The organism is Mesorhizobium sp. ESP7-2 (assembly GCF_020164715.1).
Taxonomy (GTDB): domain Bacteria; phylum Pseudomonadota; class Alphaproteobacteria; order Rhizobiales; family Rhizobiaceae; genus Mesorhizobium.
This window is the reverse complement of sequence record NZ_JAIUGQ010000001.1, coordinates 197835-220614: the sequence shown is the minus strand read 5'-3', so window position 1 is coordinate 220614 and position 22780 is coordinate 197835. Positions and strand designations below refer to the sequence as shown.

At 63.7% G+C, this 22780-nt stretch carries 15 protein-coding genes; 7 read left to right on the top strand and 8 right to left on the bottom strand.

Annotation, left to right across the window (positions count from 1 at the left end; genetic code table 11):
* Positions 1-120: 120 nt before the first annotated feature.
* The 6 genes from LB543_RS01120 to hutI form a co-directional block, all read right to left on the bottom strand.
* On the bottom strand, positions 121-8703 hold the full coding sequence (locus tag LB543_RS01120; RefSeq protein WP_224612373.1) for a GH36-type glycosyl hydrolase domain-containing protein: 8583 nt from the start codon (positions 8701-8703) through the stop codon (positions 121-123).
* Positions 8704-8992: 289 nt separating this feature from the next.
* Positions 8993-9571 carry a HutD family protein gene (locus LB543_RS01115; RefSeq protein ID WP_224612363.1) on the bottom strand — a complete coding sequence of 193 codons (579 nt, stop codon included), beginning with the start codon at positions 9569-9571 and terminating at the stop codon, positions 8993-8995.
* 11 nt (positions 9572-9582) lie between these two features.
* Complete coding sequence (hutU, locus tag LB543_RS01110) at positions 9583-11256, bottom strand: urocanate hydratase (RefSeq protein ID WP_224612361.1); 1674 nt, start codon at positions 11254-11256, stop codon at positions 9583-9585.
* A gap of 25 nt (positions 11257-11281) precedes the next feature.
* A complete protein-coding gene (gene hutG, locus LB543_RS01105) occupies positions 11282-12100 on the bottom strand; it encodes an N-formylglutamate deformylase (RefSeq protein WP_224612359.1) in 819 nt (272 codons plus the stop codon).
* A 220-nt stretch (positions 12101-12320) separates the two neighbouring features.
* Positions 12321-13856: a histidine ammonia-lyase gene (gene hutH, locus LB543_RS01100; protein WP_224612357.1), complete on the bottom strand. Its 1536-nt coding sequence runs from the start codon at positions 13854-13856 to the stop codon at positions 12321-12323.
* On the bottom strand, positions 13853-15085 hold the full coding sequence (hutI, locus tag LB543_RS01095) for an imidazolonepropionase (protein WP_224612355.1): 1233 nt from the start codon (positions 15083-15085) through the stop codon (positions 13853-13855). The genes hutH and hutI overlap by 4 nt, the downstream gene beginning before the upstream one ends.
* 98 nt (positions 15086-15183) lie before the next feature.
* On the opposite strand from hutI, the gene LB543_RS01090 reads away from it, so the two are divergent.
* On the top strand, positions 15184-16539 hold the full coding sequence (locus LB543_RS01090) for a formimidoylglutamate deiminase (protein WP_224612353.1): 1356 nt from the start codon (positions 15184-15186) through the stop codon (positions 16537-16539).
* Positions 16540-16544: 5 nt separating this feature from the next.
* The gene (hutC, locus tag LB543_RS01085) at positions 16545-17291 is read left to right on the top strand and encodes a histidine utilization repressor (protein ID WP_224612351.1); all 747 of its coding nucleotides are present in this window, start codon (positions 16545-16547) and stop codon (positions 17289-17291) included.
* A gap of 48 nt (positions 17292-17339) precedes the next feature.
* On the opposite strand, the gene LB543_RS01080 is transcribed toward hutC, so the two are convergent.
* Positions 17340-17684: a RidA family protein gene (locus LB543_RS01080; RefSeq protein ID WP_056562755.1), complete on the bottom strand. Its 345-nt coding sequence runs from the start codon at positions 17682-17684 to the stop codon at positions 17340-17342.
* A gap of 229 nt (positions 17685-17913) precedes the next feature.
* Here LB543_RS01080 and aztA point away from each other — a divergent pair, with 229 nt between their 5' ends.
* The 4 genes from aztA (at position 17914) to LB543_RS01060 (ending at position 21055) form a co-directional block, all read left to right on the top strand.
* A complete protein-coding gene (gene aztA, locus LB543_RS01075; protein WP_224612349.1) occupies positions 17914-18720 on the top strand; it encodes a zinc ABC transporter ATP-binding protein AztA in 807 nt (268 codons plus the stop codon).
* On the top strand, positions 18720-19595 hold the full coding sequence (gene aztB, locus LB543_RS01070; RefSeq protein WP_224612348.1) for a zinc ABC transporter permease AztB: 876 nt from the start codon (positions 18720-18722) through the stop codon (positions 19593-19595). Before aztA ends, aztB begins: the two co-directional genes overlap by 1 nt.
* Positions 19596-19623: 28 nt before the next feature.
* Positions 19624-20565 (top strand): zinc ABC transporter substrate-binding protein AztC, encoded by a 942-nt coding sequence (gene aztC, locus LB543_RS01065; protein ID WP_224612345.1) that lies wholly within the window; start codon positions 19624-19626, stop codon positions 20563-20565.
* Positions 20566-20716: 151 nt separating this feature from the next.
* Entirely contained in the window at positions 20717-21055 is a 339-nt protein-coding gene (locus LB543_RS01060) for a TIGR01244 family sulfur transferase (protein WP_224612343.1), read from the top strand.
* Here LB543_RS01060 and LB543_RS01055 read toward each other — a convergent pair.
* Entirely contained in the window at positions 21052-21519 is a 468-nt protein-coding gene (locus tag LB543_RS01055; protein ID WP_140809350.1) for an Lrp/AsnC family transcriptional regulator, read from the bottom strand. The genes LB543_RS01060 and LB543_RS01055 overlap by 4 nt on opposite strands.
* Positions 21520-21656: 137 nt before the next feature.
* On the opposite strand from LB543_RS01055, the gene hppD reads away from it, so the two are divergent.
* Complete coding sequence (hppD, locus tag LB543_RS01050; RefSeq protein ID WP_224612341.1) at positions 21657-22769, top strand: 4-hydroxyphenylpyruvate dioxygenase; 1113 nt, start codon at positions 21657-21659, stop codon at positions 22767-22769.
* Positions 22770-22780 lie beyond the last annotated feature (11 nt).

Genomic DNA, 22780 nt, shown 5'->3' with positions numbered 1-22780 from the left:
AGCTTGCACAGTTGGTTTCGGGCATGTTTGGCGGGGGACCCACAGATCGCGCGCAAGTAAACAGGGCGCGGCGGCGCGCGTCCCGGGGGACGCGCGCGTTTCTGACCTAAACTGCTGATTTTACGCTGGTATCTTGACCACGACCTCGGTCTGGCCGCCGGATTTGGGTTCAAAGGACGCCGATTTTGTCTTCGAACCATCGACTTCGAGCGAGATCGTCTTGGTCTTTTTGTCGCGAACGACCTGGACCTTGATGTCGGCGCCCAGCATCTTGAGCGAAGCCTGATAGCCATCCCAGTGGCTGGGCAGCTTCGGCCGGAACGTGATCTGCTTGCCGCGCCGTTCGATGCCCAGGATGCCTTCGACCGCTGCCCGGTAAAGCCAGCCCGCCGAGCCGGTGTACCAGGTCCAACCGCCGCGCCCGGCCTTGTCGTCTCCGGCATAGATATCGGCGGCCACCACATAGGGTTCGACGCGGTAGTGCTCGGTCGAGGCCTCGTCGAACGCATGGTTGACCGGGTTCAGCATGGAGAAGCAGCGATAGGCTTCATCGGTCTGCCCCATCTCGGCGAGCGCAATGACAAACCAGGTGGCTGCGTGGGTGTACTGGCCGCCATTCTCGCGAACGCCAGGCGGATAGCTCTTGATGTAGCCGGGATCCTTCTGCGTCTTCGAGAAGGGTGGCGTGAACAGTTTGACGATCTTGAGATGATCGTCGACGAGCAGCTTCGTCGCCTGCTGCATCGCCGTAGTCGACCGCGCCGGGTCGCCCTCGCCAGAAAGCACGCTCCAGGACTGGGCGATGGAGTCGATCTTGCACTCTTGCGATGTACGCGACCCCAAAGGCGTGCCGTCATCGAAACTGCCGCGCCGGTACCATTCGCCGTCCCATGCCGTGCTTTCAAGCGCCCGCTTCAGCGCGTCGGCATGCTTTGCCCAGGCCTGGGCGCGCTTGGTGTCGCCCTCGGTCCTGGCGACCGCGGCGAAGTCGCCCAGCGTCTTCAGCAGGAACCAGCCCAGCCACACGCTCTCGCCCTTGCCGTGCTCGCCGACACGGTTCATGCCGTCGTTCCAGTCGCCGCCAAGGATCAACGGCAGGCCGGCCGGACTGCTGCGCTTGATGGCAAGGTCGAGCGCACGCGCGCAGTGGTCGTAGAGCGACACCGTCTTCTTCGAGATTTCCGGGGTGAAGAAAGCGTCGTGCTCGCCTTCGCCCAGCGCCTGTCCATCGAGGAAAGGCAGTTGCTCCTTCAGGATGGTGGCGTCGCCGGTCACCATGAGATAGCGGGCCGTAGCGTGAGCGAGCCATACCACGTCGTCGGAGATCAGGGTGCGCACGCCGGCGCCGGTGCGCGGCAACCACCAATGCTGCACGTCGCCTTCCGGGAACTGCCGCCGCGCGGCGTTGAGGATCTGGTCGCGCGCCAGCGACGGATCATGCGCCAGCAAGGCGAGCGTGTCCTGCAACTGGTCGCGGAAGCCGAAGGCGCCGCTTGCCTGATAGAAGGCCGAGCGGGCGCGGATGCGGCAGGCAAGGCTCTGATAGGGTAGCCAGTGATTGACCATGGCATCGAGCGCCTTGTCGGGCGTCTCGACCTGGATGGTGTCGAGGAAGGCGCGCCATTCGCGCTCATTGTCGGCCAGGCGCTGGTCGAAATCCTTGCCCCGGTGCTGCTGCACCAGCGCGCTCGCCTGCCCGGGGGACTCGGCATCGCCGAGCAGCCAGATGAGCGTGACGTCGCCGCCGGCCGGAATCTCGATGTCGCGGGCGATCGCCGCGCAAGGATCGTCTCCGGCCTCGACGCGGCCTGACAGAGCCGCGCCACTCAGCACCGCCTGCGGCAGTTCGCTGGACCCGTGTCGGCCGAGGAACTCGGCCCGGTCCGATGTCACCGAATGAACGCCGGTGTCGGCGGCGAGGAAGGCCACCCGCTCGCTGAAATCGAGCCCGTAGGGATTTTGCGCCAGCAGCGCGCCGGTGGCACCGTCGCGGGACGGCACTATGGTTGCCGCGGTGCGCGACCGATGTCCGCCAAGAACCCATTCGGCATAGGCATAGACGCGCAGCCGGGCCGGTACCGGGCCGGAGTTCTGGATGCGCAGCCGCGTGATCTTCACCGGATCGATGGGATCGACGACATGGGTCAGGTCCATCGACAACGGTCCGCGCTTCGAGCGGAAGGTCGAGAAGCCCTGGCCATGCCAGGCCTCGTAGGTCATCGAGGGATCGCGCACCACCGCGGCGATCGGCGAGAACGCCTTGCCGCTGGCCTGGTCGTAAATATAGACGCCCTCGCCCGGCCGATTGGACACCGGGTCGTTCGACCATGGCGTCAACTGGTAGTCGCGGCTGTTGCGGCTCCAGGTGAAGGCAGCACCCTCGGCCGAGGTGTGGAAGCCGAACGAGGCGTTGGAGACGACGTTGATCCAGGGTTGCGGCGTGGTGCGCCAGCCAGCCAGGCGCACCACATAGTGCCGCCCGTCGCCGTCGAAGCCGCCGAAACCGTTCCACTGGTTGAGGCCGGAGCCATCGGCGCTGACGTCGGCCTGCGAGGCAAATGCATGCATTTGCGGTGCGGGCGCCGGAATTTCGCGCGGGCCCGGAAATCCTGCCGGCTGCACGCCGTCGCGTGCCTGCAGTGCGGCCGCCTCGGCCCGTTCGATCTGATCGAAGATGGTGCCGTTGCGCGTATGCAGCACAACCCGCGCGACGGCGAGCAGCGTCTTGTAGGTGGTTTCCTCCATCAGGTCGCGGCGCACCGCGAAAATGTGCTGGCGGGGTCCGAGTTCCTTGCCGCGCAAGCGGCTGTTTTCGCACAGCGTCTCGACCGCGCGCTGCAGATCCTGGACATAGGAGGAAGCCTGCTCGTTGACGACGACGAAGTCGATCATCATGCCGCGGGTGCGCATATATTCCTGGAAGCGCAACGCCTGGGCAACGATCTCCAGATCGGCAACGTCGCCGATCCTGACCAGGAAGATCGGGTAATCGCCCGAAATGCTGGTCGGCCACAGGCTCGACTGCTTGCCCAGCCCGGAAGCGATGGACTCGGCCGGCAGCCGCAGGAACGGATCGGGATAGATCAGATAGCGCGCCAGCTTCTGCACATTGGCGGCATCGGTCAGGCTGAGGCCCATATGACGGGTCTGCACCTGGCTGCGCGTCCAGGCAAGCATGGCCTGGCGGGCAAAGCTCTCCTGATGGTCGAGCCGGTTTATCGCCTCCTCCAGCTCGGCACGGTCGGCCCCGACAACGGTCCAGAAGGTCAGTGATATCTTCTTGTTGGCCGGCACGCGCACCTGACGGCGCAGCGAGGCGATGGGATCGAGCGTGAAGCCGGAATGGCCGCCCAGCCGGGCGCCTGGATCGAAGGCGGCGGCATCGACGATGGTGCGGCCACGGCCGATGAAGGCGCGCCTGTCGGTCTCGGCCTCGGCATCACGCGCCGGTCCCGACGGATCGGTGACGAAATGCACCAGGGTGACATCGGGCTCGTTGGTTTCGCGCTTGCGGCGCGTGGCGAAGATCGCGCCATTGTTGGGAGCGATTTCCGTTTCCACGAACATCTTCGAGAAGGCCGGATGCGCATTGTCGGAAGCCTCCGAACCCAGCACCAGTTCGGCAAAGGACGTCACTTCGATGTGACGATCGGATGTGCTCTCATTGTAGAGCGTGATCCGGCGGCCCTCGCCATTGCCCTCGGAAATGACGATGCATTCCACCTCGGAGCGCAGCGTGCCGGCGGTTTTGACAAAGCTCGCCTTGTCATCGGAAAATAGGGTCTGCGCCGTTTCCTCGGCCGCGCGCCTGGGCTCCGATGTCGCCGACCACCAGTCGCCGGTGCTGACATCACGCAGGAAGATGTAGGAGCCAAGCCGATCCTCGACCGGATCGGGCTGCCAGCGGGTGACGGAAAGATCGCCCCAGCGGCTGTAGCCGGAGCCGGTCGCCGTCACCATCACCGAATAGCGGCCGTTCGACATCACATTGGTCGAACGCAGCGCCCGCACGGGATCGAGCACGATGCGGGTGTCGGGGCTCTCGGTTTCGGTCTCGTCCTTGGAGCGCTCGTCGGCCTCGGTGCGGACGGTCGCGGTCGGAATATCGCGCGGCGCCCTCTCCTGCAGCAGCAGTTCGGCCGATTCAATGACCGGATCGCTGTGGAAGCGATCGCGCAGGCGACCTTCGAAGATGGCGTCGGCAACGGCGGCGATCGACATGCCCGAATGGTGGGCATAGTAGTTCAGCACGACCGCATGGTTGGTGCCTTCCGGCACCCGCTGCGGCGTGAAGTCGACCGCATCATAATAGCCATGACGGCCAAGCGCGCCGATCTCGCGCAGCCGGGCCAGATTGTGCACTGCTTCGCGCGGGTTGAACTGCGCCGCCATGATGGTCGCATAGGGCGCAATTACCGTGTTCTGGCCAAGGCCACGCTTGAGCCCCAGCCCCGGCACGCCGAAATTGGTGTACTGATAGGTCAGTTCCCGGTCGCGGGCATTGTAGGCGGCTTCCGAGATGCCCCACGGCACGTTCTTCTGGCGGCCGTACTGCATCTGGCGCTTGATGATCAGTTTGCTGGTCTGGTTGAGAATCGAGCCTTGCGGTTCCTTCATCACCAGTGGTGGCATCAGATACTCGAACATCGAGCCGGACCACGACATCAGCGCGCCCTGGAAGCCGATCTCGACGATCGGGCGGCCGAGCCTGAACCAGTGTTCGGTCGGCAGATCGCCCTTGGCGATGGCGAACAGGCTGGTCAGCCGCGCCTCGGAGGCCAGAAGGTCGTAGCAGCTTTCGTCGAGTTGATGTTCCTCGACCCGGTAGCCGATCGACAAAAGCTTGCGCTCCGGCCTCATCAGGAAGGCGAATTCCATCTCGAAGGCGAAACGACGGGTGCGCTCGCGCAAGGTGAGCAGCTTGGCACGCAGAGCCTCGACGGCGTTTTCGTCGCTGTGGGCGTCGTGGACGTGCGCCTCGCAGGTGGCTTCGAGCCTTGCCGCCCAGTCGACGATGACGTCACTCTGCGGCGACGCCGCCTCGGTGTGAATGGCTGTGGCGAGCTTGCGGATCTCGCCGGCCAGCACCGCCAGGTTGATGGTGCGGATCGAGGCCATTTCCGGCTGCGCCTTGATCGTGTCGACGGCACGCCGCATGCCGTCGAGGCGATCGACAAGGCGTTGGCGCAACGGGCGCAACTGACGGCGGTCGTCGGGCAATTCGTCGAGGCTTTCGCTCAGGATGGTCACGGTGTCGAGAATGCCCTCGAAATCGCCCTGGAGGTGAACGGAAGGCGCTTCCGCCCATTCGGCGCAGGCCGCCGCCACCGCCACAAGGTGACCGGCGAGATTGCCGCTGTCGACAGCCGAGATATAGAGTGGATAGAGCGGCTTGAGCGTCGTGGTGTCGTACCAGTTGAAGAGATGGCCGCGGCTGCGCGGCATGCTCTCGATGGTCGTCATGGTGGCATCGATGCGGGTGATGGCATCGGACAGGCTGATCCAGCCGAAATCGCGCGCCGAAACGACCGAGAGCAGGTAGACGCCGATATTGGTCGGCGAGGTGCGCGGCGCCACGACGGGCGCGGGGCTCTCCTGGAAATTGTCCGGCGGCAGATTGTGATGTTCTGCCGTCACGAAGGTTTCGAAATAATGCCAGGTGCGCCGCGCCACGGTGCGCAGCGTGTGGATATCGGCCGGCGATATGCGCAACCGGTCCTCGGTTTCGGCGGAACGGCTGATCCAGCTGGCGATCGCCGGCGAGCCGATCCAGAACAAGGCAAAGAAGAAGGCGACGAAGGCACCGGTGGAATCGGCCAGCACCGGAATGGCGAGGCCGACAAAGCCGATGATCACGGCGCCATACATCATGCCGTAATAGGAGCCGACATCGTTGTCGCCGGCCTTGTGCGCCTGCGAGGCGGTGCGCCATTCCAGGAGATTCTGCCGGCTGACGAACAGCCGGTACAGAGTGCGCACAATGGCATCGCCCATCATCCAGGCATTGTGCGCCATCAGCAGGATCTTCAGCGCCACCATGGCGGTGCCGAAGGCGACGTCGCGCGCCAGCGCCAAGAAATGGCCACGCGGCGTCTGGTCGCCGCTCTTGGGCAGGATGGCGTTGACCACGTCGAAGGTCGGCGCCATGAACAGGCTGAGGATCAGCAGTGCCTGCCACTGCGCGGCCTGCGTGAAGGGCAGCAAGGTCCAGCCGGCGATCGCCGCCATCACCCAGAAGATCGGCGTCAGCGAGCGGCGCAGATTGTCGACCATCTTCCAGCGCGACAAGGCCGGAACGCCTGAGCGGGGATTGAAGATGTAGCCCAAAAGCTGCCAGTCGCCGCGCGCCCAGCGATGGTGGCGCGAGGCGTCGACCGAGTAGCGGGTCGGGTAATCCTCGACCAACTCGACGTCGGTGACCAGTGCGGCGCGCGCCAGGGCGCCTTCGAGCAGATCGTGGCTGAGGATGGTGTTTTCCTCGATGCGGCCCTGCAAGGCGGCCTCGAAGGCATCGACATGATAGAGGCCCTTGCCGGTGAAGGACCCGTCGCTGAAGACGTCCTGATAGAGGTCCGAAACAGCGAAGACATAGGGATCAAGGCCGCGATTGGCCGAGAACACGCGCTGGAAGAACGAGGCTTCGTCGCCGCTGGTGAGCGAAGCTGTGATGCGCGGCTGCAGGATGGTGTAACCGGCGGTGACGACGCGCCTAGTGGCGTCGAAATGCGGACGGTTGAGCGGATGGCAAAGCTTGCCGACAAGGCTCGATACCGCATCGCGGGTGGTGCGGGTATCTGCGTCGAGCGTCATCACATGGACGACTTTTTCCGGCAGCGGGACGTCGAGGGGCAGGAAGGTGGTATCGCTGTCGCCGCGCAGCAACAGGTCGAGCTCGTGCAGCTTGCCGCGCTTGCGCTCCCAGCCCATCCAGGCGCCCTGCGCCGCATTGTAGAGCCGGCGGCGGTGCAGGATGTAGAAGCGCGGGGCGCCTTCGGAGGGATAGCGCGCGTTGAGGCGGGCGATTTCGGCGCGGGCGAAGTCGAGGATCTCGGTGTCCGCCGCATCGATCTCGATCTTGCTGTCGGGCCAATCCGACAACAGCGCGAAATGAATTTCGTCCGCCAGATTGGCAAGGTAATGCACTTCGATGTTGCGGATGTTCTCCTCGACATCGTCACGCGAGCCGATCAGCGACGGCACGACCACCAGGGTGCGAGCCTCGGGCGGCACGCCGTGCCTGTAGTCGTAACCGATCAGGCGTGTCGGCTTGAGGAACAGCGAGACCACGGTATTGAAGAAAGCGAGCGCGCCTTCGCTGGCCGGCACGGCAAACAGCGCCAGCATCAGCACGATCGACGGCACCGACAGGCCGAGATTGGAAAGGGCGTTGCCGGACAGGACGAGCAGCAGGACGGTCAGCGCGAAGACGGGCAGGACGATGCCCAGCCAGCCTGTCTTGGCGAAGGTCCGCTTGACCGTCTGGCTGATCGTGGGCCGGTAACCGATCGCCTTTTCCAGCTCCAGCCGACGCGGGCCAACGACATAGAAACCGACATCGGTATGAGCGGATGCAGCCTGGGCGTCCACGCCTTCACCGCTCTCCGGGATGGTTTCACCGACGGCATGGCCGGCCAGTTCAATGGCTTTTTCGGCAACACGGTACTCCGACAGGTTCGAGCGGCGCGCCAGTTCCTCGATCGCGGTGCGGTATTGATCGCGCGAGAAGAAGTCGAGCGCGGCGAAATCGGTACGATCGCGCAGCACGGTATCGATGCGGCTGACGCCTTCGAACCAGACTGTCCAGTCGACATCGTTGATGAGGCGCAGGCCGCGGACGATGTTTCCGGTGGTCACATTGCCGCTGGACAGCGTCTGGTGCTCGGAAATGATGATTTCCTCGGCATCCGAGCCGGTCTTCTCGAGTTCGCCTTCCAGCCATTCCAGCGCCCTGCCGGCGTTCTGCGATCCGTCACGCAGGCGATAGAGAAGCTGAGTGGCGAAGGTGGTGTCGTGCGCATGGACGCTGAACTTGGCGAGGATTGCCTGCCGGTCCGGATTGTCGTCGGTCGCCAGCACCTTGTCGGCCACGTCGTTGGCGATCTGGCGCATCTGGCGGGTGCGGTTGACCCTGACGGCCAGGCGGCGGAGGTTCTCGATCAGCACGAAGCGCAGAAGGGACGGCAGTGCCCAGAGTTCGCCGATCTTCAACGGTTCGACCGACTGAAAACCCTGGACGATGGACTTGAACATGGTCGCCGAGACGGAACTGTCGGAATGCGCGACATAGGTCCAAGCCAGCGCCAATGCGCGCGGCACGGTGCCGCCATCGGGCAGTTTCAACGTCGGCAATTGCCGATAGAAGCGGCGCGGCAGGTCGCGTTTGACCTGGAAAATCGTTTCCTCGATCAGATAGTTATTGTCGAGCAGCCATTGCGCGGCCGGCGTGATGGTTTCGCCCCTCGCCTGCGCGGCATTGGTTGACCGGTAGACTTCGAGGATCTTCTTGGCGCTGTCACGGATACGGGCCTGGAAGTCGAACGGGATCAGACCGAACAGATCCGTCAGATCGCCCTTGGCCAGGCTTTCGCCGAGCAGCCGGAGCCGTTCCTCCGGCAGGTATGTCGATCTTATCGGCTCTTCCGTAATGGCTGGGAAGCTCGCGCTTGTCTTCTCGATCTGGGCTGGATTCGTCTGAATATTCATTGAAAATTCCGTAAGCGGGCACTCAGCGGCGTCACCGCCACGGCAATGGCCCTAAAACCGGTTCAAATGCAATTGGTTGCATCAACCCCTATGCCGAAAGTTTGTTTCCGCACCACGACAGGGCGCCATCTTTCGAGCAAACTCAAAGACGAGCGCCCCTCGCTCCCGTCAGGACCGATCGACGGGGAGGATTCGGGCTTTTTCGTGATGCCGGTGCCAGCTTACGCTATATTTCGCCGGCGTCGCGATCATGTTTGGAAACAGGCGGTAACCGTTGGCCCGAAACGCGTCAGGCCGCCCCGACTATCCGGATTACGAAAAGGGTCGCATCCGGGGCGGGCTGAACCCACAAGACAGAGGCATCCGGCCCGAGCAGCAGGGTGTCGAGCGGCCCGAGACGAATGGGCGCGGCGCCGGGGAATATGGCATGGCCTCTGTGGCAAAGGATGACGGTGAAACCGGCCTCGGTCGGGATTTCCACAGGCGTCGAAATCGCCAAACGCTCGACCGAATGCAGCATCCGGCCGCGCCGGGTCATGACGTTGAGATCGGTGATCGGGCCGGCGATCAGCGCGGCGCTGGTCGGCTGGTCGGCTGGAAAGGAAAATGGCTGGGAAGCCACTGTAATCCGCTCCGGCGGACGGCCCGCGACATCAAGCACGATCCCCTCGCCTTCCAGCACCGACAGGGTGCGGTCGATGCCGTCGAAGCCGGAGAACGGTCCGCTGCTTTCGACCCGGGCCATCGAGATGCGCCAGTCGAAATCGTCGAGCCCGGCACCATCGGGCGAGACGGCGATCTCGGTCGTCGTGCCGCCGCCGTTCTTCCATGGCATGACGCGGTAATCGGTGACACGAAGGGTGCGCATGACGTCAGCCGCTACCCGAGAATACCGGGCAGGTTGAGCTGGTGCTCCTTGGCGCATTCGATGGCGATGTCATAGCCGGCGTCGGCATGGCGCATGACGCCGGTCGCCGGGTCGTTCCACAGAACGCGCTCCAGCCGCCTTGCAGCATCCGCCGTGCCGTCGGCAACGATGACCATGCCGGCATGCTGGGAGAAGCCCATGCCGACGCCGCCGCCATGGTGCAGCGACACCCAAGTGGCGCCCGACGCAGTGTTGAGCAGCGCGTTGAGCAGCGGCCAGTCGGAGACCGCATCCGAGCCGTCTTTCATCGCTTCCGTCTCGCGGTTCGGCGAAGCGACCGAGCCCGAATCGAGGTGATCGCGGCCGATGACGACAGGCGCCTTCAACTCGCCCTTGGCCACCATTTCGTTAAAAGCGAGGCCCAGCCGGTGGCGATCGCCAAGACCGACCCAGCAGATGCGCGCCGGCAACCCTTGGAAGGAAATCCGCTCGCGCGCCATGTCCAGCCAATTGTGCAGATGTGTGTTGCCGGGGGTGAGTTCGCGTACCTTGGCGTCGGTTTTGTAGATATCCTCCGGATCACCGGAGAGTGCTGCCCAACGGAACGGGCCGATGCCGCGGCAAAATAGCGGACGGATGTAGGCCGGCACGAAGCCGGGGAACGCAAAGGCATTTTCAAAGCCTTCGTCCTTGGCGACCTGACGGATGTTGTTGCCATAGTCGAGTGTCGGCACCCCGGCGTTCCAGAACGCCACCATCGCCTCGACATGCTCGCGCATCGAAGCGCGGGCCGCCTTCTCGACCGCCTTCGGGTCGCTGACACGCTTTTCGCGCCACTCGGCCATCGTCCAGCCCTTCGGCAGATAGCCATTGATGGGGTCGTGCGCCGAGGTCTGGTCGGTGACCATATCGGGGCGGATGCCGCGCCGAAACATCTCGGGCACGATCTCGGCCGTATTGCCGAGCAGGCCGACGGACTTCGCTTCGCCGGCCTTGGTCCAGCGCTCGATCATTTCCATGGCCTCGTCCAGCGTCTCGGCCTTCTCGTCGACATAGCGGGTGCGCAGGCGGAAATCGATCGAATCCGGATTGCATTCGATCGCGAGGCAGCAGGCGCCCGCCATGACGGCGGCCAATGGCTGGGCGCCGCCCATGCCGCCGAGGCCGCCGGTCAGGATCCACTTACCCTTGAGATTACCGCCATAGTGCTGGCGACCGGCCTCGACAAAGGTCTCGTAGGTTCCCTGCACGATGCCTTGCGTTCCGATGTAGATCCAGGAGCCGGCCGTCATCTGGCCGTACATCATCAGGCCCTTCTTATCGAGCTCGTTGAATTTCTCCCAGGTCGCCCAGTGCGGCACCAGGTTGGAGTTGGCGATCAGCACGCGCGGTGCATCCGGGTGGGTGCGGAACACGCCGACCGGCTTGCCGGACTGCACCAGCAGCGTCTCGTCCTCGCCAAGCGTCTTCAGCGAAGCAACGATCTGGTCGAAATCGTTCCAGGTGCGCGCCGCCCGGCCGATGCCGCCATAGACGACCAGCTCGTTGGGGTTCTCGGCGACATCAGGGTCGAGGTTGTTCATCAGCATGCGCAGCGGCGCTTCCGTCGTCCAATACCGGGCGTTGAGCTTGTCGCCGCGGGGGCTGCGCACTTCGCGCATGTTGTGGCGAGGGTCGGTCATCATTGTCCCTTTCGGATGAGGCGGCGCATCAGCGCCCGGCCCAGTCAATGGCGGTTTGGAGAATCCGTGTCAGCGTGGTGCGGATTGGCGCGGCGAACGCGGCGTCGTAGGGCACGGGCCAATTGTCTGGCGTACCCTTCCCGTCTGGCTCGCGCATGTAGCCGCGGTTAGAGAGTTCCATCTGCAGCGCATGCACGCCCTGATGCGGCTGGCCGAAATGGCGCGTGATCCAGCCGCCCTTGAAGCGTCCGTTGACGACAAAGGTCTCACCGGTTTCGGCCATGATCCGGTTGACCATCGCCTGCAACGCCGGATCGGCGCTCTTGCCGTCGTTCGTGCCGAGGTTGAACACCGGCAGCGTGCCCTCGAACAGACGCGGCAGCACCGAGCGGATCGAATGGCAGTCATAGAGGACGATCTGGCCATGCAAGCTGCGCAACCTGTCGATCTCGGCCTGCAAGGCGGTGTGATAGGGTGCAAAGAACTTCTGGCGGCGCTCGTCGATTTCCGACGGCCCCGGCTCTTCGCCCTCGCGATAGAGCGGATCGCCGTCGAAGGTTTCGGTCGGGCATAGGCCGGTGGTTGCCTGGCCGGGATAGAGCGACGCGCCGGATGGATCGCGGTTGACATCGATGACGGTGCGCGAGATCGCGGTGTGCACGATGGTCGCGCCAAGGTCGGTCGCGAAATCATAGAGCTTGTCGATCCACCAGTCGCAATCGCGGCGGCCGAGCCATGGCGAGATAAGCCGGTTTTCGAGGCCAGCGAGGTCGATGCCGGTGTGCGGGATGGAGACCAGGAGAGGCGCGGTGCCTTGGGTGATGGTGAGCCAGGAAGGCGAGGTCATGAGAGACCTCCGTAAGTTGGAGCTCTACGGCGCCCCCCTCTGCCCTGCCGGGCATCTCCCCCTCTTGGGGGGAGATTGGCTGTCACGCGGGCTTTCGCCAATCGCCGGCGTTGGAGGAAGAGCGGCGCCAAAGAATCTGCTAATCTCCCCCCTTGAGGGGGAGATGTCCGGCAGGACAGAGGGGGGCGCGACAGAACGCGACCTGTGGCGATTGGCGTTCTCACGATGCAATCCCCGGCAGCGCCACCGTGCTCGCTGCCTTCACCGCCGCACCGCTGCGCACCATGGCAATCGCCTTTTCCATGTCGGGATGAAAATGCCGGTCATTGTCGAGATGCGGCACCTCGGCGCGAACCAGCTTGCGCACGGCTTCCAGCGCTGCGCTCGAGGCCAGCGGCTGATGGAAATCGCAGCCTTGCGCGGCCGCCAGCAATTCGATGCCGATCACTGCCGTCGCATTCTCGACCATGCCGATCAACCGCCGCGCACCATGCGCGGCCATCGAGACATGGTCTTCCTGGTTGGCCGACGTCGGGATGGAATCGACGCTGGCCGGATAGGCTTTCTGCTTGTTTTCCGAAACGAGTGCCGCCGCCGTTACCTGTGGGATCATGAAGCCGGAGTTCAGACCGGGCTTGGGCGTCAGGAAGGCGGGCATGCCCGACAGCGCGGGGTCGACCAGCATGGCGATGCGGCGTTCCGACAGCGAGCCGATCTCACAGACAGCAAGCGCGATCATGTCGGCGGCGAAGGCCACCGGCTCGGCGTGGAAATTGCCGCCCGAAAGTGCCGTATCGTCCTCGGCGAAGATCAGCGGATTGTCGGTGACGCCATTGGCTTCGGTTTCGAGCGTATCGGCGGCCTTGCGCAGGACATCGAGCGCGGCGCCCATGACTTGCGGCTGGCAACGCAGGCAATAGGGATCCTGCACCCGCTCGTCGCCGACCCGGTGCGACTCGCGGATGGCGCTGCCGGCCATCAGATTGCGCAACGCGTCGGCGGTCTCGATCTGGCCACGGTGCTTTCTCAAAAGATGAATGCGCGGATCGAATGGAGCGTCGGAACCCTTTGCCGCATCGGTCGACAGCGCGCCGGCGACAAGCGCCGACTGGTAGAGCACCTCGGCATCGAACAGTGCGGCCAGCGCATAGGCGGTGGAAAACTGCGTGCCATTGAGCAGTGCCAGGCCTTCCTTGGCGCCCAATGTCACGGGCTCCAGCCCATGCGAGACGAACGCGACCTTGGCCGGGAAGCGGCCATGCGGGGTAAAGCATTCGCCGACGCCGATCATCACCGCCGTCATGTGCGACAGCGGGGCAAGGTCGCCGGAGGCGCCGACGGAGCCTTGCGCCGGCACCACAGGGATGACGTCATTGGCCAGCATCGCTTCGAGCAACTCGATGGTTTGCGGGCGCACGCCGGAGGCGCCCTGCGCAAGGCTCGCAAGTTTCAGCGCCATCATCAGCCGGGCAATGGCGACAGGCATCGGCTCGCCGACGCCTGCGGCATGCGAAAGCACGATGTTGCGCTGCAGGGTCTCGAGATCCTCGGCGGGGATGCGCACGCTGGCCAGCTTGCCGAAACCGGTGTTGATGCCATAGACCGGCTCACCCTTGGCAACGATGCGCGCGACAGCTTCGGCGCTCGCCTCGATTTTTGGGCGGCAGGCATCGTCCAGTTTCGGCACGGCGCCACGATAGACGGCACGCCAGTCGGACAGCGTCGCATTGCCGGGCTTCAGGGTCAGTTCAGTCATTGTCCTCTCCAGATACGGGCATGCAGCGGGTTGAAGCCCATGCGGTAGACGAGTTCGGCCGGGCGCTCGATGTCCCAGATCGCCAGGTCGGCGGATTTGCCCGGCACCAGCGTGCCGGTCTCGTCGAGCAAGCCCAGCGCACGCGCAGCTTCGCGGGTAACGCCGGCAAGACATTCATCGACCGTCATGCCAAACAGGGTCGCCGCCATGTTCATGGTCAGAAGCAGCGAGGTCAGCGGCGAAGTGCCGGGATTGTTGTCGGTGGCCACAGCCATCCTGACTCCATGCTGGCGGAACAGGCCGATCGGTGGCTTCTTGGTCTCGCGGATGAAGTAATAGGCGCCGGGCAGGATCGTCGCCACGGTCCCCGCCTTGGCCATCGCCATGGCGCCCGCCTCGTCGGTGTATTCGAGATGATCGGCCGACAATGCGCCATAGTGGGCGGCAAGTTCAGCGCCGTGCAGGTTGGACAGCTGGTCGGCGTGGAGTTTTACGGGCAAGCCGAGCGCCCTGGCCTTGTCGAAGACGCGAGACATATGCTCGGGCGAAAAGGCGATGCCTTCACAGAACCCGTCGACGGCATCGGCCAAGCCTTCGGCGGCGACGCCGGGAAGGATCGTTTTGGCGACGAGATCGATGAAAGCATCCTTGTCGCCCTTGGCTTCGGGCGGCAGCGCGTGGGCTGCGAGGCATGTGGTGCGGACCGTCACCGGGCGTCCATTGCCCAGCTGTCGCGCTGCGCGCAGCGATTTCTTCTCGTTTTCGAGATCGAGCCCATAGCCCGACTTTATTTCAACTGTGGTGACGCCCTCGGCAATCAGCGCATCGAGGCGCGGCAGCGTCTGGGCGACCAGCTCGTCCTCGCTGGCGGCACGCAAGGATTTGACCGACGAGACGATACCGCCTCCTGCCCTGGCGACCTCTTCATAGGTGGCGCCGGCCAGCCGCATCTCGAACTCGTTGGCGCGGTTGCCGGCATGGACGAGGTGGGTGTGGCAGTCGATCAGGCCGGGCGTGATCCAGCGGCCCTCGCAATCGATTATCTCGCCTTGGGCAAACGCCGAGGGCATCTCGGATTCCGGACCGGCATAGACAATGCGGCCATCACGCGCGGCGAGCGCACCATGCTCGACGATACCGAGATCGGCAGAATTTTCAGCCATGGTCGCCAGACGCGCATTGCGCCACAGGCGAAGCCCCCCTGCCCGGTTTTTGCTCTCTATGGCCATCATCTTTTCCGTTTCAATCGGCGTCGATTATGTATATACATATTGAAACGCACTGCAAGTGCCATCATCGCATACGAGACCGGGAAGCGGAGAGAAAAGTGACCGAAATCTTTGCGGAACAGGCGCTTCTTCCCAATGGCTGGCACAACAATGTGCGGATCACTTTCGCCAGTGGGCGCATTGCAGCGGTAGAGCCTGAAGCCGCCGCATCGCCCGGTGACGAACGCCATTCCATTCTGCTGCCAGGCATGCCCAATCTGCACAGCCACGCCTTCCAGCGCGGCATGGCCGGGCTCGCCGAGTTGCGCGGCCCCTCCGCCGACAGTTTCTGGAGCTGGCGCGAGGTGATGTACCGCTTCGCGCTGTCGATGACTCCCGACCAGGTCGAGGCGGTGGCGGCGCAGCTCTATGTCGAAATGCTGGAGGCCGGTTTTTCCCGCGTCGGCGAATTTCATTATCTGCACCATGACCGCGACGGAAAACCCTATGCCAACCTAGCCGAAATGGCCGAGCGCATCGCTGCCGCCGCCGGTGAAACGGGGATCGGCCTGACACTGCTGCCGGTGTTTTACGCGCACTCCTCTTTCGGCGGCGTGCCTCCTAACGAAAGCCAAAGGCGATTCATCAACGATGTGAACCGGTTCGCCCGGCTTGTTGAGAAAAGCCGGGAAACTGTTCGCTCTTTGAATCGAGCTGTCGTCGGCGTCGCGCCGCACAGTTTGCGGGCCGCGACGCCTGAGGAACTCACGGCGGTTGCGGCCGTGGCGCCAAACGGGCCGATCCACATCCATGTCGCCGAGCAGGTGAAAGAAGTCGAAGACTGCCTTGCCTGGTCCGGCGGGCGTCCGGTCGAATTTCTGCTTGGGGCTGCCGATGTCGACCAGCGCTGGTGCCTGATCCATGCCACCCATATGACCGACGCCGAAACGGTTGGCATGGCCAGGAGCGGCGCCATCGCCGGCCTTTGCCCGATCACGGAAGCCAATCTCGGCGACGGCACTTTTGCCGCGCCATTGTTCAGTGAGCATGGCGGGCGCTTCGGCGTCGGCTCCGATTCCAACGTGCTGATCGGCCTGCCCGACGAATTGCGCCAGCTCGAATATTCGCAGCGCATCGCGCACCGCGCCCGCAATGTGCTTGCGGTGGCCGGCGGCTCGACCGGCCGCGCCCTGTTCGACGCGGCGCTCGAAGGCGGTCGCGTCGCGCTTGGCGCAGGCGCATCGCAAATCGCGCCTGGTGCATCGGCCGATCTCGTCTCGCTCGACGCCGGCAATCCCTCGCTGGCGGGCAAGACCGGCGATGCGATCCTCGACGCCTGGATCTTCGCCAACGGCAGCAACGTCGATTGTGTCTGGGTGCATGGCAGGAAACAGGTCAGCGGCGGCAGGCACGCCAGGCGCGAGGCTATCGCCGAACGGTTTCGCAACGTAATGACGGCGCTTTCCGAGGGTTGACCCAGATGAGCATGGCCGAACCGGCGGAGACAGACGACAGCGAGACAGTCTCGCTGCATCAGCGCATCCTTTCCGACATCCGCGAAAAAATCCTGTCCGGCACCTGGGCGCCCGGGCACCGTATCCCGTTCGAACATGAGCTGACCGCCGAATACAAATGCTCACGCATGACGGTGAACAAGGCCCTGTCTCAGTTGGCCAAGGCAGGTTTGATCGAGCGCCGCCGCCGGTCGGGCAGTTTTGTCCGCCAGCCGCAATCGCAGGCAGCCGTGCTGGAACTTCACGACATCAGGATCGAAGTCGAGGCGCTCGGCCTGCCCTACCGCTACGAGCGTCTGGAACGCCTGAAGCGGCGCAGCAATGTGGAAGACAGGGCGTTGCTCGGACTGTCTTCCGCAGGTTCGGTGTTATGGATCGAGGGCCTTCATTTTGCCGGCGAACGGCCATTCGCGCTCGAACAACGCCTGATCAATCTGTCGGCGGTTTCGGAAGCCGGGGACGAAGAGTTTCTGGAAATCGCCGCCGGGCCCTGGCTGATCGGCCGCGTGCCGTGGAGCGAGGCCGAGCATCGGATACGCGCCATGAGCGCTGACGATACCATCGCCGAGGCGCTCGACATCGATCCCGGCGCGCCTTGCCTGGTGGTCGAACGCCGCACCTGGAGCGCCGAGCACCCGGTCACCCATGTGCGCTTCATCTATCCGGCGGAAAGCCACACGCTGGTGGCAAGGTTTACGCCGTCGCAGGGGTGATTTTCACCCTCCCCCTCGTGGGTCCCACAAGGGGAAGGTAGAAACGCCTCAAATCGCGGCCGTAATAATAATCTCGACCAGATATTCAGGGCCGGCGAGCTTTGCTTCGCCGGTGGCGCGGGCGGGCGTGTGGCCCTGCGGCACCCACTTGTCCCATTCGGAATTCATCTCGGCGAAGGTGCCCATGTCGGCCAGCCAGATGATCGCCTGGACGATCTTGGTCTTGTCGGTGCCGGCCTTGGCCAGCAATTCGTCGATGGTGGCCAGAATATCACGGGTCTGCGAGGCGACGTTGCCGCCGGGTTCGCCGACCTGGCCGGCCAGATAGACGGTGTTGCCGTGGATGACGATCTGGCTCATGCGCGGGCCAACATCGATGCGACGAATGCTCATTGCGAGGTTCCTTCCGTTGTGGTCGCGCCTCTTTAGAGTCGCCATCCGCTTCGGGCAAGGCTGCCTGAACCGAAACCGCTTGAGCCAATCGCTCCATCCAGGGCCAGGCACGTACAGGGCGAGTTGACCACCGTGTCGCAATTCCGCCGGATTGACTTGTTGACTAATGTAATAACATCACATATCCAAGCGGCCGCATCTAGCCGGATTTGGCTTCCCACGGAACGATATGACCCAGACCTGCCTGACATTCCGTGACCTGACGCTCGGCTACAACAGCCATCCAGCGATCCATCACCTCGATGGCGCGATCCGCAAGGGCTCGCTCACGGCCGTGGTTGGGGCCAACGGGTCCGGCAAGTCGACGCTGATGAAGGGTATTGTCGGGGTGCTGAAGCCGATGGCCGGCGAGGTCATTCGCGCGCCGGGCGTGCGGGCGGCTTACCTGCCGCAGCAATCGGAACTCGATCGCTCCTTTCCCGCCCGCGTCGTCGATCTGGTATCGCTCGGCCTGTGGCCGAAGCGCGGCATGCTTGGCCGCTACACCAGGGAAGATCGCGACGCCGTCAGCCAGGCTTTGATGGCCGTCGGCCTCGGCGGCTTCGAGAAGCGGCCTATCGACACCCTCTCCGGTGGCCAGTTGCAGCGCACTCTGTTTGCCCGCGTGCTGCTGCAGGATGCCGAACTGATCCTGCTCGACGAGCCGTTCAACGCGGTCGACGCCAAGACGGTCGGCGACCTCATTGCCCTGATCAAACGCTGGCACGGCGAGGAACGCACCATCATGGTGGTCGTCCATGATCTCGATCTGGTGCGCCAGAATTTTCCCGAAACACTGTTGCTTGCCCGCCAGCCGGTTGCCTGGGGCGAGACCCGGGAGACACTGAAGCCGGAGAACCTGCTGCGCGCGCGCCGCTTCCACGAAGCCTGGGAAGAGAACGCGCCCTGGTGCGAGCCTGACGAGCACGCTCATGGCCAAGACCATGATCATCATGGCCACGACCATCACCACGGTGCCGGACCGAGGGCTGCCTGATGGACGCGCTCTACAGTCTTTTCATCGCCCCCTTCGCCGATTTCGGTTTCATGCAGCGGGCGCTGTTCGGCTCGCTGATGCTGTCGCTCGGCGCCTGCCCTATCGGCGTCTTCCTGATGCTGCGGCGCATGAGCCTGTCGGGCGACGCCATGGCGCACGCCATCTTGCCGGGTGCGGCCGCCGGTTTCCTGTTCTACGGGCTGGAGATCCTGCCGATGACCGTAGGCGGGCTGATCGCCGGCATCATCGTGGCGCTCGGCGCCGGTGCCGTCTCGCGTTTCACCATCCAGCGCGAGGACGCGTCGATGGCGGCCTTCTACCTGATTTCGCTCGCCATCGGCGTGCTGATGGTGTCGATCCGCGGCTCCAGCGTCGATCTCATGCATGTGCTGTTCGGCACGGTGCTGGCGCTCAACAACGAGGCTTTGACGCTGATCGGCGGCATCGTCGCGGTGACGCTGGTCAGCCTTGCCATCTTCTGGCGGGCGCTGGTGGCGGAATGCCTCGACCCGCTGTTCCTGCGTTCGGTCAGCCGCATGGGCAGCCCGGTGCATTTCATCTTCCTCGGCCTCGTCGTTCTCAATCTGGTTGGTGGCTTCCAGGCGCTCGGAACTTTGCTTTCCGTCGGACTGATGATGCTGCCGGCGGCAGCCGCGCGCTTCTGGACGGCGCGCGTCGAGCCGATGTGCGTGCTGGCCGTGCTGATCGGTTTTGCCTCCTGCATCGCCGGACTGCTCCTGTCCTACCACGCCTCGCTGCCGTCCGGTCCAGCCATCATCCTGTCGGCCGGCGTCGTCTATTTCGCCTCGATCCTGTTCGGCACGCGCGGCATTCTGCGCGCCCGCATCATCCATCACCGTCACAGAACGGCCTGATCCCCCGCCCCTAAAAGGAGACCCGCTTATGCTGAAATCGATCCGTGCCGCCCTGGCGATGAGCGTTATAACATTAACCGCCTTTGGGGCGTCATCGGCCTTCGCGGCGCCGCTGAAAGTGGTCGCCAGCTTCACCGTCATCGCGGATTTCGCCAAAAACGTCGGCGGCGACCGTGTCGACATCACCACCATCGTTGGCCCCGATGGCGACGCCCATGTCTACGAGCCGAGCCCTGCCGACGCGGTCGCCATGGCCAAGGCCGACATCGTTCTGGTCAACGGCCTGCACTTCGAAGGTTTCCTGCAGCGGCTGGTCGATGCCAGCGCCACCAAGGCCTCGATCATCACCTTGACCAAGGGCGTGACGCCGATCGATTTCAAGCCTGAATTCGCCGACGCCGACGCGGCCGAGGGTGCCGGCACCGGCGGCGGCAAGACGGTCACCGACCCGCACGCCTTCCAGTCGATCGCCAACGCCAGGATCTATGTGAAGAACATCGCCGAGGCCTTCTGCGCGGCCGACAGCGACGGCTGCGTCTCCTATCAGACCAATGCCGCCGCCTACACCAAGAAGCTCGACGCGCTGGAAGGCGAAGTGAAGGCGGCGATCCAGTCGATCCCCGAGGCAAAGCGCGTCGTCATCACCTCGCATGACGCCTTCGGCTATTTCGAACACGAATACGGCCTGACCTTCCTCGCCCCGCAAGGCATCTCGACCGATTCCGAACCGTCGGCGGCCGATGTCGCCAAACTGGTCGAGCAGGTGAAGCAGGACAAGGCCGCGGCCATCTTCGTCGAGAACATCACCAACCCGCGCCTGATCGAACAGATCGCCAGCGAAACCGGCATCAAGATCGGTGGCACGCTCTATTCGGACGCGCTGTCGCAGCCGGACGGCCCGGGATCGACCTATATCAGCCTGATGCACAACAACATCCGTCAGATCAAAGGCGCCATTCTCGGCAGCTGAATTTGATCTGCACCCAACCGGGCCGTATCGGCCCGGTTGGATTTTCTGGCGCGCGATGTCTATTCGGCAGAGAATTCCGTCGAAGCGGATTGCCGCCCCTCTCCCGGAGTGGCAAGACTTTCCACCAAACCAGATTGCGAGGATGCGAGCCATGGAATATCGCCAGATCAGCGAAGACTATTCGGTCTCGGGCCAAATCCAGCCCGAAGATGTCGCCGCCATCAAGGAAGCCGGCTTCAAGAGCGTGATCTGCAACCGGCCGGACGATGAGCAACCCGGCCAGCCTTCGGCGGACACGCTCAAGGCAACGGTCGAAGCCGCCGGCCTCGCCTTCCGCTACATCCCGGTGATCAGTGGCCAGATCACGCGAGAGAATGTCGACGACCAAGCCGAGGCGTTGGATGAGCTCGAGGGTCCAGTCTTCGCCTATTGCCGCTCCGGTGCGCGCTGCACAAACCTGTATGGGCTAATCCAGCAGTCGAAAGGCTAGATCGGTAGCGCCCCGGTTTCCTTCAGCGTTTCGAGCACGATTGCGGTCTTCACATGCTGTACCGATTCGTGCGGCAGGAGCACGCCGTTGACGAACTCGGACAACGATTTGAGATCGGGCGTCACCACCTTCAGGATATAGTCCATCTCGCCGGTCAGCGCGTGCGCCTCCTGCACTTCCGGCAGCCGCGCCACCAACTCGCCGAAGCGCCGCGCATTGTCTCGGTTGTGGGTGGCCAGCGTCACCGAGATGACGTTGACCAGCGAAAAGCCGAGCCTGTCGCGGTCGAGCACGGCGCGATAGCCCTTGATGTAGCCGTCCTCCTCCAGCCGCTGCCGGCGGCGCGAGCATTGCGATGCCGAGAGGTTCACCCGTTCGGAAAGATCGTTGTTGGTGAGCCGCGCATCGCCCTGCAAGAGCGCCATTATCTTGCGGTCAAACTGGTCGATGCGCGGATCATCCATGATTTTTTCTCGTTTCATGCATGCTTCACGCATGACATCATCATTTCAAGCGTTTGAATGCAAGCACCATGCACGGGCTTCGCGCTATGATGGCGTCGGATGGCCTTTTCAGGCCAAGCAGCTTCCGGAGGAATACCATGGGTCCCTTCCCGCACGATGCCCCGCCCGCCACGATCAGCAAGGAAAATCCTGCCGGCACCGATGGTTTCGAGTTCGTCGAGTTCGCGCATCCAGAGCCCAAGAAGCTGGCCGAGCTGTTCACCCGCATGGGTTATGTGGCGGTGGCCAGGCATCGCACCAAGAACATCACCGTCTGGCGCCAGGGCGACATCAACTGTGTCGTCAATGCCGAGCCCGGCTCGCACGCGATGAGGTTCGCCGACAAGCATGGCCCTTGCGCTGCCTCGATGGCGTGGCGGGTGGTCGATGCCAAGCATGCCTTCGAGCATGCCGTCTCGAAGGGCGCCACGCCTTATGAAGGCGACGACAAGACGCTCGACGTGCCGGCCATTGTGGGCATCGGCGGCTCGCTGCTCTATTTCATCGATGCCTACGGCAAGAAGGGCTCGGCCTATGACGCCGAGTTCGAGTGGCTGGGCGAACACGACCCGCGGCCGCAAGGCGTCGGCTTCTATTACCTCGACCACCTGACCCACAATGTCTATCGCGGCCAGATGGACAAGTGGTGGGACTTTTATCGCAATCTGTTCGGCTTCAAGCAGATCCATTTCTTCGACATCGACGGCAAGATCACCGGCCTGGTCAGTCGCGCCATCACCTCGCCCTGCGGCAAGATCCGCATTCCGCTCAACGAGTCCAAGGACGAGACCAGCCAGATCGCCGAATACCTGAAGAAGTACAATGGCGAAGGCATCCAGCACATTGCGGTGGGCACGGACGAGATCTACGCCGCCACCGACAAGCTCGCCGAGAACGGGCTGAAATTCATGCCCGGCCCGCCCGATACCTATTACGACATGTCTTATGACCGCGTGAACGGCCATGACGAACCTATCGAGCGCATGAAGAAGCACGGCATCCTGATCGACGGCGAAGGCGTGGTCGACGGCGGCATGACCAAGATCCTGCTGCAGATCTTTTCGAAGACCGTTATCGGGCCGATCTTCTTCGAGTTCATCCAGCGCAAGGGCGATGAAGGCTTTGGCGAAGGCAATTTCCGCGCGCTGTTCGAATCGATCGAGCAAGACCAGATCAAGCGCGGCGTGATCAAGGTTCAGGCTGCGGAATAGACCGGAGTTCT

Coding starts and splice junctions, on each gene's coding strand:
- LB543_RS01115 (WP_224612363.1), bottom strand. CDS start 9,571: ATGCGCACCCTTCGTGTCACCGATTACCGCGTCATGCCATGGAAGAAC.
- hutI (WP_224612355.1), bottom strand. CDS start 15,085: ATGGCCATAGAGAGCAAAAACCGGGCAGGGGGGCTTCGCCTGTGGCGC.
- LB543_RS01060 (WP_224612343.1), top strand. CDS start 20,717: ATGGAATATCGCCAGATCAGCGAAGACTATTCGGTCTCGGGCCAAATC.
- aztB (WP_224612348.1), top strand. CDS start 18,720: ATGGACGCGCTCTACAGTCTTTTCATCGCCCCCTTCGCCGATTTCGGT.
- aztC (WP_224612345.1), top strand. CDS start 19,624: ATGCTGAAATCGATCCGTGCCGCCCTGGCGATGAGCGTTATAACATTA.
- LB543_RS01120 (WP_224612373.1), bottom strand. CDS start 8,703: ATGAATATTCAGACGAATCCAGCCCAGATCGAGAAGACAAGCGCGAGC.
- hutH (WP_224612357.1), bottom strand. CDS start 13,856: ATGACTGAACTGACCCTGAAGCCCGGCAATGCGACGCTGTCCGACTGG.
- LB543_RS01080 (WP_056562755.1), bottom strand. CDS start 17,684: ATGAGCATTCGTCGCATCGATGTTGGCCCGCGCATGAGCCAGATCGTC.
- LB543_RS01055 (WP_140809350.1), bottom strand. CDS start 21,519: ATGGATGATCCGCGCATCGACCAGTTTGACCGCAAGATAATGGCGCTC.
- hutU (WP_224612361.1), bottom strand. CDS start 11,256: ATGATGACCGACCCTCGCCACAACATGCGCGAAGTGCGCAGCCCCCGC.
- hutG (WP_224612359.1), bottom strand. CDS start 12,100: ATGACCTCGCCTTCCTGGCTCACCATCACCCAAGGCACCGCGCCTCTC.
- hutC (WP_224612351.1), top strand. CDS start 16,545: ATGAGCATGGCCGAACCGGCGGAGACAGACGACAGCGAGACAGTCTCG.
- hppD (WP_224612341.1), top strand. CDS start 21,657: ATGGGTCCCTTCCCGCACGATGCCCCGCCCGCCACGATCAGCAAGGAA.
- aztA (WP_224612349.1), top strand. CDS start 17,914: ATGACCCAGACCTGCCTGACATTCCGTGACCTGACGCTCGGCTACAAC.